Origin of the sequence: Streptomyces mesophilus (assembly GCF_040300965.1) — a bacterium.
GTDB lineage: Bacteria > Actinomycetota > Actinomycetes > Streptomycetales > Streptomycetaceae > Streptomyces > Streptomyces mesophilus_A.
This window is the reverse complement of the sequence record NZ_JBEPEW010000021.1, coordinates 1-16,316: the sequence shown is the minus strand read 5'-3', so window position 1 is coordinate 16,316 and position 16,316 is coordinate 1. Positions and strand designations below refer to the sequence as shown.

The 16,316-nt window shown below is 72.3% G+C and carries 13 protein-coding genes; 5 read left to right on the top strand and 8 right to left on the bottom strand.

Annotated features, from left to right (window positions below):
* Nucleotides 1-30: 30 nt before the first annotated feature.
* The 3 genes from ABT367_RS10770 to ABT367_RS10760 all read right to left on the bottom strand — a co-directional run bounded on the left by ABT367_RS10770 (nucleotide 31) and on the right by ABT367_RS10760 (nucleotide 2,032).
* Nucleotides 31-423, bottom strand: coding sequence for a hypothetical protein (locus ABT367_RS10770; protein WP_352251719.1), 393 nt, complete (start codon nucleotides 421-423; stop codon nucleotides 31-33).
* A 172-nt stretch (nucleotides 424-595) separates the two neighbouring features.
* Nucleotides 596-1,441, bottom strand: coding sequence for an SDR family oxidoreductase (locus ABT367_RS10765; protein ID WP_352251717.1), 846 nt, complete (start codon nucleotides 1,439-1,441; stop codon nucleotides 596-598).
* A gap of 102 nt (nucleotides 1,442-1,543) precedes the next feature.
* Nucleotides 1,544-2,032 (bottom strand): rhodanese-like domain-containing protein, encoded by a 489-nt coding sequence (locus tag ABT367_RS10760; RefSeq protein ID WP_352251715.1) that lies wholly within the window; start codon nucleotides 2,030-2,032, stop codon nucleotides 1,544-1,546.
* 95 nt (nucleotides 2,033-2,127) lie between these two features.
* Here ABT367_RS10760 and ABT367_RS10755 point away from each other — a divergent pair, with 95 nt between their 5' ends.
* A complete protein-coding gene (locus ABT367_RS10755; protein ID WP_165330152.1) occupies nucleotides 2,128-2,574 on the top strand; it encodes an Lrp/AsnC family transcriptional regulator in 447 nt (148 codons plus the stop codon).
* A 15-nt stretch (nucleotides 2,575-2,589) separates the two neighbouring features.
* Here ABT367_RS10755 and ABT367_RS10750 read toward each other — a convergent pair whose 3' ends face one another.
* The 3 genes from ABT367_RS10750 to ABT367_RS10740 form a co-directional block, all read right to left on the bottom strand.
* On the bottom strand, nucleotides 2,590-2,823 hold the full coding sequence (locus ABT367_RS10750; protein WP_352251713.1) for a hypothetical protein: 234 nt from the start codon (nucleotides 2,821-2,823) through the stop codon (nucleotides 2,590-2,592).
* Between the two features lie 123 nt (nucleotides 2,824-2,946).
* Nucleotides 2,947-5,949 (bottom strand): SMC family ATPase, encoded by a 3,003-nt coding sequence (locus ABT367_RS10745; protein ID WP_352251711.1) that lies wholly within the window; start codon nucleotides 5,947-5,949, stop codon nucleotides 2,947-2,949.
* Entirely contained in the window at nucleotides 5,946-7,109 is a 1,164-nt protein-coding gene (locus ABT367_RS10740; protein ID WP_352251709.1) for an exonuclease SbcCD subunit D, read from the bottom strand. Before ABT367_RS10740 ends, ABT367_RS10745 begins: the two co-directional genes overlap by 4 nt.
* Nucleotides 7,110-7,337: 228 nt before the next feature.
* Here ABT367_RS10740 and ABT367_RS10735 point away from each other — a divergent pair, with 228 nt between their 5' ends.
* Both ABT367_RS10735 and ABT367_RS10730 read left to right on the top strand, forming a co-directional pair.
* On the top strand, nucleotides 7,338-7,949 hold the full coding sequence (locus ABT367_RS10735; RefSeq protein ID WP_352251707.1) for a dihydrofolate reductase family protein: 612 nt from the start codon (nucleotides 7,338-7,340) through the stop codon (nucleotides 7,947-7,949).
* 177 nt (nucleotides 7,950-8,126) lie between these two features.
* Nucleotides 8,127-9,071 carry a GNAT family N-acetyltransferase gene (locus tag ABT367_RS10730; protein ID WP_352251705.1) on the top strand — a complete coding sequence of 315 codons (945 nt, stop codon included), beginning with the start codon at nucleotides 8,127-8,129 and terminating at the stop codon, nucleotides 9,069-9,071.
* Here ABT367_RS10730 and ABT367_RS10725 read toward each other — a convergent pair.
* Nucleotides 9,066-12,053: an AAA family ATPase gene (locus tag ABT367_RS10725; RefSeq protein ID WP_352251703.1), complete on the bottom strand. Its 2,988-nt coding sequence runs from the start codon at nucleotides 12,051-12,053 to the stop codon at nucleotides 9,066-9,068. The two genes, ABT367_RS10730 and ABT367_RS10725, sit on opposite strands and share 6 nt — an antisense overlap.
* 871 nt (nucleotides 12,054-12,924) lie before the next feature.
* Between ABT367_RS10725 and ABT367_RS10720 the strand changes: the two genes are divergently transcribed.
* Nucleotides 12,925-14,541 carry a serine/threonine-protein kinase gene (locus tag ABT367_RS10720; RefSeq protein WP_352251701.1) on the top strand — a complete coding sequence of 539 codons (1,617 nt, stop codon included), beginning with the start codon at nucleotides 12,925-12,927 and terminating at the stop codon, nucleotides 14,539-14,541.
* A 37-nt stretch (nucleotides 14,542-14,578) separates the two neighbouring features.
* Here the strand turns inward: ABT367_RS10720 and ABT367_RS10715 are convergent, their stop codons facing one another.
* The gene (locus ABT367_RS10715) at nucleotides 14,579-15,205 is read right to left on the bottom strand and encodes a YigZ family protein (protein ID WP_352251699.1); all 627 of its coding nucleotides are present in this window, start codon (nucleotides 15,203-15,205) and stop codon (nucleotides 14,579-14,581) included.
* 152 nt (nucleotides 15,206-15,357) lie between these two features.
* Here ABT367_RS10715 and ABT367_RS10710 point away from each other — a divergent pair, with 152 nt between their 5' ends.
* Nucleotides 15,358-16,242: an ABC transporter substrate-binding protein gene (locus tag ABT367_RS10710; protein ID WP_352251697.1), complete on the top strand. Its 885-nt coding sequence runs from the start codon at nucleotides 15,358-15,360 to the stop codon at nucleotides 16,240-16,242.
* Nucleotides 16,243-16,316 lie beyond the last annotated feature (74 nt).

The following is a 16,316-nucleotide window of genomic DNA, read 5'->3' as shown; positions in this document are numbered from 1 at the left end:
CTCGAGTACGCCCTGCACCTGCCTCGTGGATCAGGTGTACGCCGGGTTGTAGTCCCACGAGGACTCGTCGCAGCCCAGCCGCCTGTCCTTCTCGTAGATGCAGGCTTGGATGCGCAGCGCCAGGATGCCGCGGTCGTCGCTGAGCGACGTCGTCCATGTCTGCGAGGTGCCCGCGCCCGAGGTGAGCTTGCGGAAGGGGTGGCTGGTGAGCGTCCCGCCCGGCGTACGTGACTGCACACGGACGCGGACATGATGGCCGTCCGCCGCACTGTCGTGCGCCGTGATGTAGAGCGGGTGGGCGGTGGTCGCGCTGCGGAACCTGGTGTCCAGGGTGCCGGACCCGCCGGCAGGATCCGCGACGACCGTGCCGGCCGCGGCCGGACTCGCCGTGAACGCGATGGCGCCGAGGGCGACAGCGCCCACGGCGAATATGCGGCATACCTTCTTCGTCTTCAACGGATACCCCCGCCAATTGGAGATCGGTCGGATTGCCGCGGACGAGTATAGGTGTGGCATGTCCATGTCGCTCGGCTTCGCGCACGCACGGGGCGCCGCCAACGCCACGCACGGGGGGCCGCCAATGTCACCGACGGGCTCAGCGCCGGAATCCGCCCTCCGAGTCGATCACGTTGCCGGTGATCCACTCGGCCTCGTCCGTGGCCAGCCAGGCGATCAGACGGGCCGGGTCGTCGGGCATGCCCCACCGGCCGGCGGGGAAGCGTTCCGCGATCGCGTCGTAGATCTCTCCGGTGAGGTAATCGGTGTCCACCGGGCCGGGGTTGACGGTGTTCACCGTGATGAGGTGCTCGCCGAGCGCCGTGGCGAGGGTGCGGGTGGCCGAGGCGAGCGCGCCCTTCTGCAGGGAGTACGCGATCTCGTGCGGCATACCGGCGGCGATGTCCTGTCCGGAGGTCATCATCACCACCCGCCCGCCGGGAGCGGGCTCGGGCAGTGCGGCCCGCAGTCCGGCGTAGGCCTGCACGAGCAGCAGCACGGAGCGGGTGTCGACGGCCCAGTGCCGGTCGAGCATCGCGGCGTCGATCTCGTGGAGTTGGCCGTCGCTGCCGCTGAGCGCGTGGTTGGCGACGAGGATGTCGAGCCGTCCGCCGAGCGCGGCCGCGGCCTCCCCGATCAGCCGGTCGGGGACGGCAGGGTCGGAGAGGTCGCCCGGCCCGTCGACGACCACCGCCTCGGGGTCGCCGAGCACTTCACGTACTCCTGCGACGACCTCCTCGGGACGGTCGCCGCCCCAGGGCATCTCGTCATCGTGCGGCACATGGTGGTGCAGATAGACGCTCGCGCCGTACGCGGCGAGCCTGCGGGCGACCGCGTAGCCGATGCCGCCGCGCCGGCTCGCACCGGTCACCAGGGCGGTGCGGCCGCGCAGGGGCAGGGGGTCGCGGCGGAGCTGTTCGGGCGTGGGGTGCGGGAGTCGAGGCATGACGGATCATGATGCCCGCCATGGGCGGCACGCTCAAACGGATTGTCCGCCGGCACCGCACCGCCCGCCCGCGACCACCCCCGGCACCCGCACCCCTGCCCGTCAGCAGCCGCAGTCGCCCTCGATCGGCGCGGTCAGCGGATCGGCGTCACGCTGGGCGGAACCTTCCCAGGTCTCGTACGCGAAGCCCTCGCGCGCCCAGTACTCGAAGCCGCCGAGCATCTCCTTGACCTGGAAGCCGAGTTGGGCGAGGGCGAGCGCCGCGCGGGTCGCTCCGTTGCAGCCTGGGCCCCAGCAGTACGTGATCACGGGAACGGACTTGTCCAGGAGCTGCTCGGCCTGCTCGGGTATCTGCGCGGTCGGCAGATGGATCGCGCCGGGCACATGGCCCTGGTCCCAGGAGGCGGTGGAGCGTGTGTCGATGACCACGAAACCGGGGTCGCCGCCGGCGGCCAGGGCGGCCGCGACATCGGAGACATCGGCGTGGAAAGCAAGTGAGGCGGCGAAGTAGGCGGCGGCCGCGGCAGGGGCGGCCGGGGGCACCCGCAGAACGGGGTTGTCGCTGGTCAGGGCGGTCTGTGTCGTCGTCATGCCCAGTAATCTATGGCCGGTGATCATGTGTCGACCAGGGAATTTCCCCGGCGTACACCTTGATCGGCCGGTGATTCCCCTGCTATCTCTCGGACATGACCGGCTATTCCCCAGACGCCACCGACTGGCTGATCCTCGACGCCCTGCAGCGTGACGGAAGGGCCAGTTTCGCGGAGCTCGCCCGCACCGTCTCCATGTCCTCGAGCGCCGTCACCGAGCGGGTGCGCCGCCTGGAGGAGGCGGGCGTGATCCAGGGCTATTCGGCCGTCGTCGTCCCCGAGGAACTGGGTCTGCCGATCCTGGCGTTCGTCCGGCTCAGGTATCCGAACGGCAACTACAAGCCGTTCCACGATCTGGTGGAGGTGACCCCGGAGATCCTCGAGGCGCACCATGTCACAGGTGACGACTGCTTCGTCCTCAAGGTCGCGGCCCGCTCCATGAGCCACCTCGAGGAGATCTCCGGGAAGATCGGCACGCTGGGCTCGGTGACGACGAGCGTGGTGTACTCCTCGCCCCTGCCCCGGCGCGCGATCAGCCGCTGAGGAGCGGGCCCGGCGTCAGCCGGCCAGGCGCTCGCGCAGCAGCTTCTTGCCGATCTCGGCACCCTTGCGGCTGTCGGCCTGCGCCTTGCGGAACAGTTCGACGACCGGTTCGTCCTTCTCACGCTCCGCGTCCTGGATGTACGTCTCCAGGCGCAGCGCATTGTTCAGGCAGGACTCCACGTACCAGACGAGGTTGTAGTCCTTGTCCTTGGTGCCGGTGACGGATCCGGTTTCCTTGCCGGTGGGCATGGTGGCAATTCCTCCCTCGGATGGGTGCGCCGCCGCTTACGTTGCTGAGGGCGACGTGGCCGCCGAGTACCCGAGGTCAGCTGCCGTACGCACAGGCAGGCCATAAAGCGGGCCGCGGAACGGTCAGGCCGAGAGCCCTCGCTGCCGCACCACCGAGCCCGCGCGCCCCTTCACCACTTCCAGCTGGGCGTGGATGCGCCGCCGCAGGTCCGCGACGTGGCTGACGATGCCGACGCTGCGGTCGCGTTCGCGCAGGGAGTCGAGGACGTCGAGGACCTCGTCGAGGGTCTGGTCGTCGAGGCTGCCGAAGCCCTCGTCGATGAAGAGGGTGTCGAGCCGCACGCCGCCGGCCTCGTCGGTGACCACGTCGGCGAGCCCGAGGGCCAGGGCGAGCGAGGCGAAGAAGGTCTCGCCGCCGGAGAGGGTCGCGGTGTCTCGCTCGCGTCCGGTCCAGGCGTCGATGACGTGGAGCCCGAGTCCGCTGCGGGCGCCCCGGCCGGCGCGGTCGTCGGAGTGGACCAGGGTGTAGCGGCCGGCGGACATCCGCTGCAGCCGCATGGTCGCGGCGGCGGCGACCTGTTCGAGGCGGGCCGCGAGCACATAGGACTCGAGGCGCATTTTGCGTTCGTTGTCCGCCGAGGTGCCGGCGGCGAGCGTCGCCAGGCGCGCGACCCGGTCGTACTCCTCGCGCAGCGGCGCCAGTTGGCGTGCTTCGGCGGCGGCCTGGCGCGAGAGCCGGTCGAGCTCGCGGCAGCGTTCCTCGGCGGCCGTCTGGGCGCTGACCGCGCGCCGCAACATCTGTTCCGCGCTCTGTGCGGCCTGTTCGGCCGCGGCCGGATCGGCGGCCGGGCGGTGGGCGGCGGCTTGTGTGTCGGGTTCGGCGAGGACCGCGCGTACGGCGAGGTCTTCCTGCTGCCAGGCGTCGAGCCGGCGCTGCAGTTCCCGGTGGGACGCGGCGTCGAGTGCCGCCGCGGCCGCGGACTGCGGGGTGTCGAAACCGGCCCGGTAGGCGGCTTCGGCGAGCCGGCCGTCGGCCTCCTTGAGCCGCTCGGCCGCCTCCTGGGCGGCCCGTGACGCCTCGGCCGCTTCGGTGAGCAGCTGGGCCTGCCGCTCCAGCTGCCGTGTCCGGTCGGCGACGCTCGCCGCGCTGCCCCGGGCCTGGGTCAACTCCTCCTGGAGTACCGCCTGTTCACGGGCGAGGTTCTCGCGACGCGAGGTGCGGGAGGCGGCGCGCCGCTCGGCGTCCTGCCGGGCGGCGACCCGGCGGTCGTGCTCGTGTTCGTCGCTCGCGTAGGCCTCGCGTGCGGCGTGCAGGGTGGAGGCGAGGGCGCGGACCTGCGCGTACTCCTGCTCCAACTCGCCGAGTGCGGTGGTGAGTTCCTCGGTGGGAGCGCCGCCCGCGGAGGCGGTGGCGGCGGCGAGGGCCTCGCGTACGGAGGCGAGTGCGCTCTCGGCCTCGGCTCGCTCCTGGTCGGCTCGCTGGTACGCGGCGAGGGCCGTTTCCTCGGCCTGGCGGTCGATGTGCCCTTCGCCTCTGCGCGCCGGGGCGGGGTGCTCGACGGAGCCGCAGACCGCGCAGGGGTCGCCGTCGGCCAGCTGGGCGGCGAGTTCGGCGGCGATGCCGCGCAGCCGCTGTTCCTTGAGGGTGAGCCAGTGCTCGCGCGCGTCCCCCGCGCGCCGGCCGGCCGCGAGTGCCTGTTCCTGGGCTTCGGTGACGGACGAGCCGAGTGCGTCACGGCGCCGGGCCGCCTCCACCTGTTCGCGGGCCGGGCCGACCCGGCCCTCGAGCTGTCCCGCGCGGGTGGCCGCTTCCTGCGCCTCGTCGATCCGGCTCTGGTGGCCGTGGCGTACGGCGTCCCAGTCCGCGAGCCACGCCGAAGCCTCCTCCAGGGCCGCCGCGTCGGTGTACTCCTCCTGCTCCAACTCGGCGAGCTCGTGGCCCAGTTCCCGCAGGCGCTGCTCGGCGCGCCGGGCGGAGGCGAGCGAGCCCAGATCCTCGTGGGCCTTGCGTGCGGCGGCCGCGAGCGCGGCGGCCTCGGCGCCGTCGAACGACTCGGGCAGCGCACGCCTGGCCCGGCTCTCCTCGTCGGCGGCGCGCCGCTGCGCGGTATCGGCCGAGGAGCGCAGCGCAAGGGCGGGCGCCACGGCCTCAGCCTTGCGCGCCCGCTCCATCCGCTCCTGGTCGGCGCGGTGCTCCTCGACACGTCCGGCGAGCCGCTCGGCACGCTCCCGCGCCTCGGCGTGCCGGCGCTGTAGCCGATGCGTCTCCCGTACGCCGTCGAGGTTCTGCTGGGCAGCATCCCGGGCCTGCTGTGCGGCATCCTGGGACACCCGCGCAACCGTGAGGGCCTCGCGCGCGGCGGACCGGGCACACGCCGCCCAGGTCAACACGCCTTCTGCCAGGCCCGGTTCGCCCGCGGCGACCTCCGGAAGCGGCAGCTGAGCCACGCGCCCGGCGGCCTGTTCCATCCGCTGTGCGGCGGCGAGCAGCCGCTCGTCGGCGGAGCGGACCTGCGCCTCGGTGCCCCGGCGCAGCTCGGCGAGATGCTGCTCGACGGCGGCGAAGCGGCGGGTGTCGAAGAGCCGGCCGAGGAGCTTGCCGCGCGCTTCGGCGTCCGCCCGCAGGAAGCGCGCGAAGTCACCCTGCGGCAACAGGACCACCTGGCAGAACTGCTCCTTGCTCATGCCGAGCAGCTGCCCGATCTCCTCACCGATCTCCTGGTGCGAGCGGCTGAGGTCCTTCCAGGCGCCCTTCGAGGCGTCGTACTCGCGCAGCCAGGACTGGGCCTTCTCCATGGTGGTGCCAGTGCCGCGCTTCTTGGGCCGCATCCACTGCGGCTGCCGCCCGACCTCCAAGTGCCGTCCGGCCACGGTCAGTTCGAGCACCACTTCGGTACGGGCCGCGGGCGCCGCATGATCGCTGCGCAGGGTCGCGCCGGCGCCCTGCCTTGCGCCCGGCACGGAACCGTACAGGGCGTAGCAGACCGCGTCGAGGACCGAGGTCTTGCCCGCGCCCGTCGGTCCGTGCAGCAGGAAGAGTCCGGCCTCGGACAGTGCGCCGAAGTCGACCTCCTGTACGCCGCCGAACGGTCCGAAGGCCGTGAGGGTCATCCGGTGCAGCCTCATCGGGCCACCTCGCGCAGGGTCTCGTCGACGCGTACGGCGTCGAACGCCCCGCGCAGCACGGCCTGTTCGGCGTCGTCGGGGCCCGCGCCGCGCACATGCGCCACGAAGTCCTCGGCGATCTGCTCGTCGGTGCGGTCCTTGAGCCGCTGCGCGTACGACACCTGCGGTTCGCCCGGCTGCCGTTCGGGAGCGAAGACCAGGCTGAGGACGTACGGGAAGCGCTCGGCGAGCTGCGCCATCGGCTCGTCCGGCCGTACGGGGTCGGTGAGTGTGGCCTCCACCCAGTGCTCGGTGACGCGCGCGAGGTCCGGATCCGCGAGCAGCTCGTCGAGCCGGCCCTCGATCCTGGCCAGGGGGCGGGGCACCGGGCAGTCGATCCGCTCGGCGCCCAGTTCGCCGCCGGGGCCGAGGTCGATCAGCCACATCGACTTGCGGTGGTGCTGTTCCGAGAAGGAGTACGCGAGCGGGGAGCCGGAGTAGCGGACGCGTTCGGTGAGGGTCTGGCAGCCGTGCAGATGGCCGAGCGCCACATAGTCGACGCCGTCGAAGACCCCGGCCGGCACGGACTGGACGCCTCCGACGGTGATGTCCCGCTCGCTGTCGCTGGGTTCACCGCCGGTCACGAAGGCGTGCGCGAGCACGACGGAGCGGGTGCCTGCCGCCCGTACGGAAAGATCGGCGCGCACGCGGTCCATGGCCGCGGCGAGCACCGTCTCGTGGGCGGGCTTTTCGACCTTGAACTCGTCCTTGACCAGGGCGGGTTCGAGATACGGCAGCCCGTAGAACGCGACGTCGCCGTGCTCGTCGGCGAGCACCACGGGGGTGGCGCACGCGGCAGGTGAGGTGCGCAGATGGATGCCCGCCTTGCCGATGAGGCCGGCGCCCACGCCGAGGCGGCGGGCCGAGTCATGGTTCCCGGAGATCATCACGACCGGCACGCCGAGGTCGGCGAGCCGGTGCAGGGCGTCGTCGTAGAGCTCCACGGCGGACAGCGGCGGCACGGCCCTGTCGTACACATCCCCGGCGACGACGACCGCGTCGACCCGCTCCTCGCGTACGACGGACACGAGGTGATCGATGAACGCGGCCTGGGCGTCGAGCAGGCTGACGCGGTGAAATGCCCGCCCCAAGTGCCAGTCCGATGTGTGCAGCACTCTCATAGAACCGCTCTGACCTGCATTTTCTCTCAGTGACCCCAGAAAACAGCACCCGTCGGCCCAGCAAGCCGGATCGACAGCCACCACGCTAACGCCTGACGGCACCTGACTTACCACCGACCTCGGAACGCATTACGTCATGGCGACCGATAGCGGGTCCTCCCGGGGCCCTTGTACGTTCACACCACTTCCGTCACCCATCGCACCCGAACGTATCCGGAGACAAAGCTGATGTCCGACACCACCTGCCACATGTCCATCTCGCTCGACGGCTTCGTCGCCGGACCCGAGCAGAGCCGCGACGATCCGCTGGGCAAGCGCGGTAAAGAGCTGCACCGCTGGCATATCGGCGACCCAGCGGCGACCGAAGCCAACAAGACGGCCAACAGCTGGCTGATGCGCCCGCGTGGCGCCTACGTCATGGGCCGGAACATGTTCGGGCCGATCCGAGGCGAGTGGGACGAGGCGTGGGACGGGTGGTGGGGCTCCGAACCCCCGTACCACGCCCCGGTCTTCGTGCTCACCCGCTACGCCCACGAGCCGATCAAGATGGAGGGAGGGACCACCTTCCACTTCGTCACCGAAGGCTTCGACGCCGCTTACGCGCAGGCGCTCGAAGCCGCCGACGGCAAGGGCGTGGACATCGCCGGCGGCGCCTCGACGGTCCGACAGGCACTCGCCGCCGGCGTGATCGATGAGCTCACCCTCGACATCGCGCCCGTCCTGCTCGGCAGCGGCGAACGCATCTTCGACGGCATCGAGACCTTCGACTTCGAGCCCATCGAGGTGCTCCACTCACCGCTGACCACCCACATCCGGTACCGCAAACGCGACGCCGGCTGAGCAACAGCCGATCTGCTTCTTGAACGACCGGGGACGGCGACCTGCACGGTCGCCGTCCCTTTGCCATGCACCGAGCACCGTGGTCACGCCACGACGGCATTAAGTCATGGCGACCGATACCGGCCCGCCCGGCCGGCTTCGTACGTTGACGGCACACACCAAAACTTTGGAGAACGCATGCTGTTCCGATCTGCGACCGACAGTGACACCGACCGCGTGGCGGCAGTCGTGGTCGACGAGCCCGTTGGCTGGATTCCCGCCGACCGTTACCTGGACGAGTTGCGCCAGCGGATGTACCGGCCCGAGTGGACCTGGCTGGCCGAGGACGAGGGAAAGGTGGTGGGCAGGGCGCTCTGGTGGGGACAGTCGACCGCCGATCATCCTGTGGACCTCGACTGCCTGTGGGTGGACGCCTCGGTCCCTGACCGCGCCAAGGTCGCGGCGGGCCTGCTGGCCGCCGGCCTCGAGAGCTTCACCGCGCGGGGCGCGGCCGATCTGCCGATCCTCACCGTGAAGCTCACCGAGGGCTGGCGTGACAATCCGGCCATGTCCGCCGCCGCCGAGTGGCGCCACGACGCCGCGCTGGCCGCCGGACTCAGCCACGTGGTGGAGCGGCTGCAGCTGGAGTGGACACCCGACGCCGCACTGCCGGCCGCCGGGACCCGGCTGACCTTCGCCGCCGCCACGGACGAGGAGTTCTTCCCGGTCTTCCGCGGGATCGCGGAGGGCAGCCTGGACGCCGGTACCCGTAAGGACATCGCCGAAATCGGCGTCGATGCAGCGGCCCGCAAGGCCATGGACTTCTATCTGAACTGCCTCGGGGAACGCGACTGGTGGCGTCTCGCGTACGACGCCGACGGCGAGGTCGTGGGCCTGGCGATCCCCTCGGCGACGCCATATGCCCGCAATGTCGGCTACATAGGTGTACTCCCGGAGTACCGCGGTCGCGGCTACGCGGACGAGGTGCTCGCCGAGATCACCCGCTTCCAGGCCGCGGCAGGCGCCGAGCGGATCACCGCCACCACGGACCAGGGGAACGTGCCGATGGCCGCCGCCTTCGCGCGCGCCGGCTTCCGGGTCACGGAGATCCGGATGGTCTTCTCGGTGCCTTCCGCCTCATGACTCCAGAAGGTCGGACAGTTGCGTACGGGAGCTGATACCGAGCTTGGGGAAAGCCCGGTAGAGGTGGTGGCCGACCGTGCGCGGGCTGAGGAACAGCTGCGTGGCGATCTCGCGGTTGGTCGCGCCGGTGGCGGCGAGCCGTACGACCTCGCGTTCCTGCGGACTGAGCCGGCCGATCAGGGTGTCCGTGCCCGGGTCGTGCGCTTCCCCGGCGGCTTCGAGCTCGGTGCGTGCCCGGTCCGCCCACGGCGCGGCGCCCGCGTTCGTGAAGATCCCCATGGCGGTACGCAGGTGCTCGCGGGCCTCGACGTTGCGGCGTCGTCGCCGTAGCCACTCCCCGTAGAGGAGTGCGGTGCGGGCGCGGTCGTGAGCGCTGCCGTGCTCGTGCAGGGCCAGGGCCCGCGTGTAGTGCTCCGCCGCCTGCTCGTCCGGGCCGATCAGTGCCGCACAGCGGCGGGACAGCGCCGTGAGCGAGGGCTGCCCTACGGTGCCGGCCCAGGCCGCGAGGCGGTCCGCCGGTTCCCTCGCCTCGTCCGGCCGGCCGGCACGGACGGCGGCCTCGACGAGGTCGGGGAGCAGGTGCTGCGCGAGCGCGGGGTGGGCCCTTTCGCCGGCCGCGGCCTGCAACTGCGCGAGCGCCGACTCGGCGCGGCCCAGACCGAGTTCGAGCAGCCCGAGCGCGTGCAGGGCGTCCGCGGTGGCCCGGCCGACCCCTCGCGGGCGTGCATAGCCGAGCGCTTCCTCGGCGGGCTCGCGCACGTCCGCCTCGTGGCCCTGGACGGCGGCGAGCAGCGCCAGGCGGGAGCGCAGATGGGCGGCGCGGTGGTCCAGGTCGTAGGAGTCGGCGAGTTGGAGCCCCTCGGTGGCGTGCTCCTGCGCGTCGCCGGTCCTGCCGAGCGCCGTCTCGACGCGCGCGAGCAGATCGAGCGCCGTGGGCAGCCAGCCGCCGATCCCGCTGGCGCGGCACTGGGCGACGGCCGCGGTGGCGTGGTCGTACGCGCGAGGGTGATCGGCGAGCAGATGCGCGTAGTGGGCGGCCATCAGGAGCGCCATGTGGTCGTCTCCGGTGGGCGGCGGGGAGCCGTGACCGGCGGGCGGTGGGAAACCCTGTGCGGCGGGCGCGTCGGGGGCCTCGATCGGGAACAGCCAGGCCGCAACGGCCAGTTCGGGCAGATGCGGAGCGCGGGCGGCGATCTCCGCCAGGAGCGCGGTGTCCTCCGCGGACAGCGCCGCGTGCAGCGCCTCGGTCAGCAGAGGTGCCATCTTGTCGGCGCCGGCGAGCCCCGACGTATCGCCGCCGACAGGCCCCGGCGTGGAGCCGTCGACCAGCCCCGACGTATCGCCGTCGACGGGCCCCGACGTGTCGCTATCGACGGGCCCCAGCGTGTCGCCGCCGCCAAGCCCCAGCTCGTCCACGCACGCGAGCAGCGTACGAGCCGCTCGCGCCGGGCTGCCGTATCCCAGCTCGACGACCGCACGGGCCCGGGCGAGGTCCGCGGCCGAGGCCGGGTCCGACAGCGGGAGCGGGACCTGGTCGGCGAGGCGGCGGCAGCGTTCGTCCTGGCCGGACTCGCTCGCCTTCTGCGCCGCGTCGATCAGACGCCGTGCGCGCAGGTCCGGGTCGGCGGTGAGCTGGGCTGCCCGTTCGTACGCCGCGGACGCGGAGGCCGCTCCTTGCCGGCTGCCCGCCCAGGCGGCGACCCGTTCCAGCTCCGCCGCGACCCGCTCGTCGGGACCGGTCGCCGCGGCGGCCAGGTGCCACGCGCGCCGGTGCGCATGCCGTTCGGAGTCCAGCGCGGCCGCGAGTGCCTGATGGGCGGCGATACGTCGGGAGAGCGGCGCGGACTGGTAGGCCGCGTACCGGCTCAGCGGGTGTCCGAAACGCACGGCCGAGGCTGAGAGCCGTACGATTCCGGCCTGTTCGGCGGGTTCGAGGTCCGCCACCGTGCCACCGAACCGGCCGATCGCCCCCACTACCACGGCGAGCTCCCCCGTGTCGTCGGCGGCGGCGACCGTGAGCACCGCCCGGGTGGCCGCGGGCAGCCGTCCGATCCGCTGCGCGATGAGATCCTGCAGGCGGCCGGGCAGCGGTGCCACGTCGTCCGGCAGCGCCAACGGGCCCAGCTGTCCCTCCCGTTGGGCCAGCGTGAGGGCGTCGGCGAGGACGCGCAGGGCGAGCGGATTGCCCTGTGCCTGCTCGGCGATCCGGTCCGCGACCGGCGGCAGCAGCCCGGTCAGCAGGGCCGTGGCCGACTGACGGTCGAGGCCCCCGAGAGGGAGACGGGGTATGCCCTTGAACCGAGGCGCGTCGTCCGTGAGAGAGGCATCACCCGTGGGCCCCGCCCCGGCTCCACGTCCTGCGGGCCCCGCTCCGGACCCACCCCCGTCCCGCAGCCCGAACAGCATCACGACGCGCTCGGCGCACAGCCGTCGGGCAGCGAACGCCAGCACGTCCACGGACGGCTGGTCGAGCCACTGCACGTCGTCGATCACGCACAGCACCGGCTGCTCGCCGGCGGCCTCCGCGAGCGTCGACAGCGCGGCGAGGCCCAGGACGAAGCGGTCGTGCACCGCTCCGCCGGCAAGCCCGAAGATCGCCCGCAGCGCGGTGGCCTGCGCGTCCGGCAGCCTGTCGAGGAGGTCGAGCACGGGCAGGAACAGCTGGTGCAGCCCCCCGAACGGCAGGTCCGTCTCCGACTCGACGCCCTCGACGCGCAACACGCGCATTCCGTCGGCCGCCCGGGCAGCGGCGTAATCGAGCAGTGTGGTCTTGCCGATCCCGGCTTCCCCATGGACGAGCAGCGCCCCGCTCACCCCGTCGCGGGCGCCCGCGAGCAGATCATCGATGCGCCGTACCTCGTTGTCACGCCCACGGAACGCCAAGGCGCCCTCGCGCCGCTCACTGGGCGCCCGCGCCTCTTCGCGCCGCCCGCCGGGCGCCCGCAGCTCCTCGTCGCGCCCCTGCGGCTCGTCGTCCCCCACTGCCGATGAATCCTTCCCACGTACCGCGCCGACCTTGCACGATACGCCCTGTCCCAGCCGCAGCTCGGCCCGGACAGCCGACGGGCGGCCGTCGTCAGGACCGGCCGCCCGCCTCCTGTCCGTTCACCGCGTCCCGCTCAGGTCACCGGCCGGTAGCCGAGCACGAACGTGGCCGGCGCGCTTGGGCCGGCCGGATCCGGGGTCGGGTCCGGCGAGTCCCGTAATCGCTGGCGAACTCGACCTTCGGGTGGTCCGCCTCGAGGGTCACGTACCCCTTGAGCGGTGTCGGGTCCACGTCCCAGTCCACGACCATGCGGTAGTTGATGTGCGGCTGATCGCCGGGCGGCGCGAGGGAGGTGATCGTGACGGTGCCGTCGTACAACTCGGGCCGCGCGGACGGCCGGTACTTGTACGTGACGTGGCCTGCCCACCCGGCGGGTTGACCTGGATGCCCCAGCCCTCACAGTGGCAGGCCACGGCCGAGACGGCCTCGTAGATCGTGGGCCGGTGTCGCAGGCCCACCGCGGTGGTCTTCGTGCCCGCGCTGGGTGTACCGCCCGCAGTGATCAGGTTGCCGCCGGGCTGGACCCCGATCTGTACGCCCTCGCGTCACGGCGAGCGATGCGGCGGCCGGCGTCGTGATCACTGTCCGCCGCACTCTTCTGCGGGCACGGGGTCCGCTTTCGGGCCCGGTCAGCACACCGCCTGAACATGCCCTGACAATCGCGACGACTCTGCCACAACTGTGCGCCGGCTGTGCGGCAGACCCGGCCAAGAGGCCTTTCGCGTCCAGGAGAGCCGATACGCTGCGAAACAGCCGTGAACCGGACGGAATTGGGGATCGTGGCGGTCCGGCGGCGAGGGGGCGGGCATGGATCCACGGATGCACGGGGCGGTGGCCGGATACATCTGCGAGCGCGAACTCGGCCGCGGCGGGCAGGGAGTCGTATGGCTCGCCCGCGACCCGGAGGGTCGGCAGGTCGTCGTGAAGTTCCTGCTCCCGGGCAAGGAGTACGACGAGATCGCGCTCGCCCGCGTCCGCCGGGAGTTCGGCGCGGCCAGCCGGGTCGGCGAACTGGCCACGGCACGGGTCCTGGACGCCGACCTGACCGCGCGTACCCCGTACATCGTCAGCGAGTTCGTGCCCGGGCCGACGATCGCCGAGTACGTGGGCAGCAGCGGGCCGCTGGCCTCCGGCCGGCTCCAGTCGCTCGCCTTGGCCGTCGCGCACGCGCTGGCACAGGTGCACCGGGTGGGGATCGTCCACCGGGACATCAAGCCGTCCAATGTGCTGCTCTCACCGGACGGGCCGCGCATCATCGACTTCGGCATCGCCCGCGACGACCGTCTGCTCGAATCGGCGCTCACCACGCCGGGCAGTCTGGTCGGCTCCCCCTCCTACATGTCGCCCGAGCAGGTCAGGGCGCAGCGCGTCACCAGTGCCTCGGACGTGTTCTCGCTCGGCAGCACGCTGTACTTCGCCGCCACCGGCCGGCATCCGTTCGACGGCTCCGGGTCCTACGAAGTCCTGGTCGCCGTGTGCGAGGACGAGGCCGACCTGACGGCGGTGCCGGAACCGGTGCGATCGGTGATCGCGGACTGTCTGCGCAAGGATCCGGCGCAGCGTCCCACCGCGGCCCAGCTCGTCACCCGGCTCGCGGGGGCGGCTGAGGCGGTGGACGGCACGCCGACCGTGTCGCTTGCGCCCCGCCCGTCACCCGGAACCGTCGACGGCGACCGCGACGGCGACCGGGGCAAGCAGCTGCGGCTGTGGGGATTCGCGGCCGGCAGCGCGGTCGCGGCCGTGCTCCTGGCCGTCGTGCTCAGCACGAGGGGGGATCAATCGGGCGGCGCGGCAGGCCCGGGGAAGTCAACGGACTCGCCTCCGCTGTCGTACGCCGACGATCTGACCGACTCGGGCGACTGGACGCACAAGGACCCTGACCTGGGGAAGGTCACGCACAAGGGCGGCACCATGCTGGTGAGCCCCAGGCTCCAGCTGGAGGTGTGGCCGCAGGCGCCCTTCGAGCCGTCCACGTCCGCGGTGCGGATCAGCACGCAGGCGTCCTGGTACGGGGGCGACGGCGGGATCGGCCTGTGGTGCAACGGCTCCGGCGACTACGGGAAGGGCTCTCGCTGGTCGGGCTATGTGACCACGGGCCAGGAAGCCTTGATCGTGCGGGAGTTCCGGCACAAGGGAGAGTTCCAGCACGACCGGGTCGTCGAGAAGAACCTCGCGGATCTCGGCCTGGAGGTGAAGAACCGGCAGGAGATCGACATGGCGCTGACCTGTACGCCCGTCGGAAAGGGCCGGATCAAGGTGGAACTCGCCCTCGACGGCAAGCCCGTCGCCGCCTACACCGGCGACGCCTTCGCCGCCCGCGGCTGCGGTGTCTCGGCCTTCCACTACAACGAGACCGACCCTCAGGGCACGGCCTTCCACGCGGGGTTCGAGCGTTTCACCGCCGCGGAGCCGGGGGCGGACTGACGCATGCGTACGTGCGGGTCGGCGCGTGCCGTCACGGTCACGCGTCCCCGTACGCCTCCGCACCGATCTCGAGCGTCGCCGTGCCCGCCGTCGCGTCCGCGAGCCAGCCGCGGAAGGCCTCGACATCGGTATCCGGAAGCCCGATCTCCAGCGTCACCGCCTCCCCGTACCGCATGTCCCGCACCTGGCGTCCGGCCGTGCGCAGATCGTTCTGCAGCTTGCCCGCGCGCTGATGGTCGACCGTCACGGTGACCAGCCGGAACCGGCGCTTGGTGAGCGTGCCGAGTGCGTCGAGCGCCTCACCGACCGCTCCCCCGTACGCCCTGATCAGACCGCCGGCGCCGAGCTTCACGCCGCCGTAGTAGCGGGTGACGACGGCGACGACGTACCGCATCTCGCGACGCGTGAGCATCTGCAGCATCGGCAGTCCGGCCGTGCCGCCGGGCTCCCCGTCGTCGCTTGCCTTCTGCACACCGCCGTCCGCGCCGATCACATACGCCCAGCAGTTGTGCGTCGCCGTCGGGTGCTCCTTGCGGATCCGGGCGACGAAGGCCTGGGCCTCCTGCTCGGTGGCCGCCGGGGCGAGCGCGCACAGAAAACGTGAGCGGTTGACCTCGGTCTCGTGCACGCCCTCATGGGCCACGGTGCGGTACTCGTCCTGCATCCGCCCAGCGTATGCGCACGTGGCGGATGGCAGGCGCCACGCACTCGGGCCGCCCGGGCCGCCCGGGAACGGCAACGCTGTGTGACGTTCTCCCCGGGGGCTTGTGGGCGGGCGAACAGGGGCAGGTACCCGGCGGAATGGATGGAGGCTCCATGGAATCTGAATCCGCACCCGGTTCGCCGACTCGGCCGGCAACAGCCTGGGAGTTCACGGACGACCGCGGTCATCTGGTGGTCTCGGCCCGCAGGCCGACGCGATTAGCCGCGTACATACAGGTCGGCGCCGCCCTGTGGGACCACGGTCTGCGCCCGGCCGGCATCTTCGGGTCGAGCCATGACGACCCGGCCGCACCGGACCCGGCGAAGGCGGGCGAGCTGCCCCTGGCCGGGCTCCCGTACTACGGAGCGGGCGCCGCCCTCGACCTGGACGCGCTGCTCGCCGCGGACCCCGACCTGATCGTGGCCGTGACCTACGGCGGCGGGCAGACGTACGGCATCACGCCCGAGGCGGCCAAGCACCTGGAGGAGCACATCCCGGTGGTCGCCGTCGATGTGAGCCTTGGCCGTACGCTCACCCAGGTCCGCGAGAGTTTTGCGCAGCTGGCCCGTTCCCTGGGCGCGGCACCCGACGATGCGGCCGAGGCCGAACTGACCGCCGCGGAGCAGCGGTTGACGCTGCGCGCGGCCGCCGACCCGCGGCTGCGCGTCCTCGCCCTCTCCTCCGCCGACGCGGACTCGGTACATCTCGCCCGCCCCCACGCCTGGCCCGATCTGAGCGAGCTGACCGGCCTCGGCGTCCCGCTGCTCGAGCCCGCCGAGAGTCCGGGCGCCAATTGGTCGACGGTCGCCTGGTCCGAGGCCGCCGCGCTCGCACCGGATCTCGTCCTCGTCGACGTCCGCGCCCACGCGGGGGCCCTGCCGGCGGACTTCACCTCGACCGTGCGTACCGCACCCTGGAACCCGGAACTCCCGCCGAGCCCGCAGGCGCACACCCGCTTCCTGGACACGGTCACGGCGGCGCTCCAGGCCGTCGCTTAGGCGGGACCCGGCCGCGGGGGGGCGGGGGGGGGGCGGGCGCGGGGGGGGGGGCGGGGGCGGCCCCGGGACGGGCG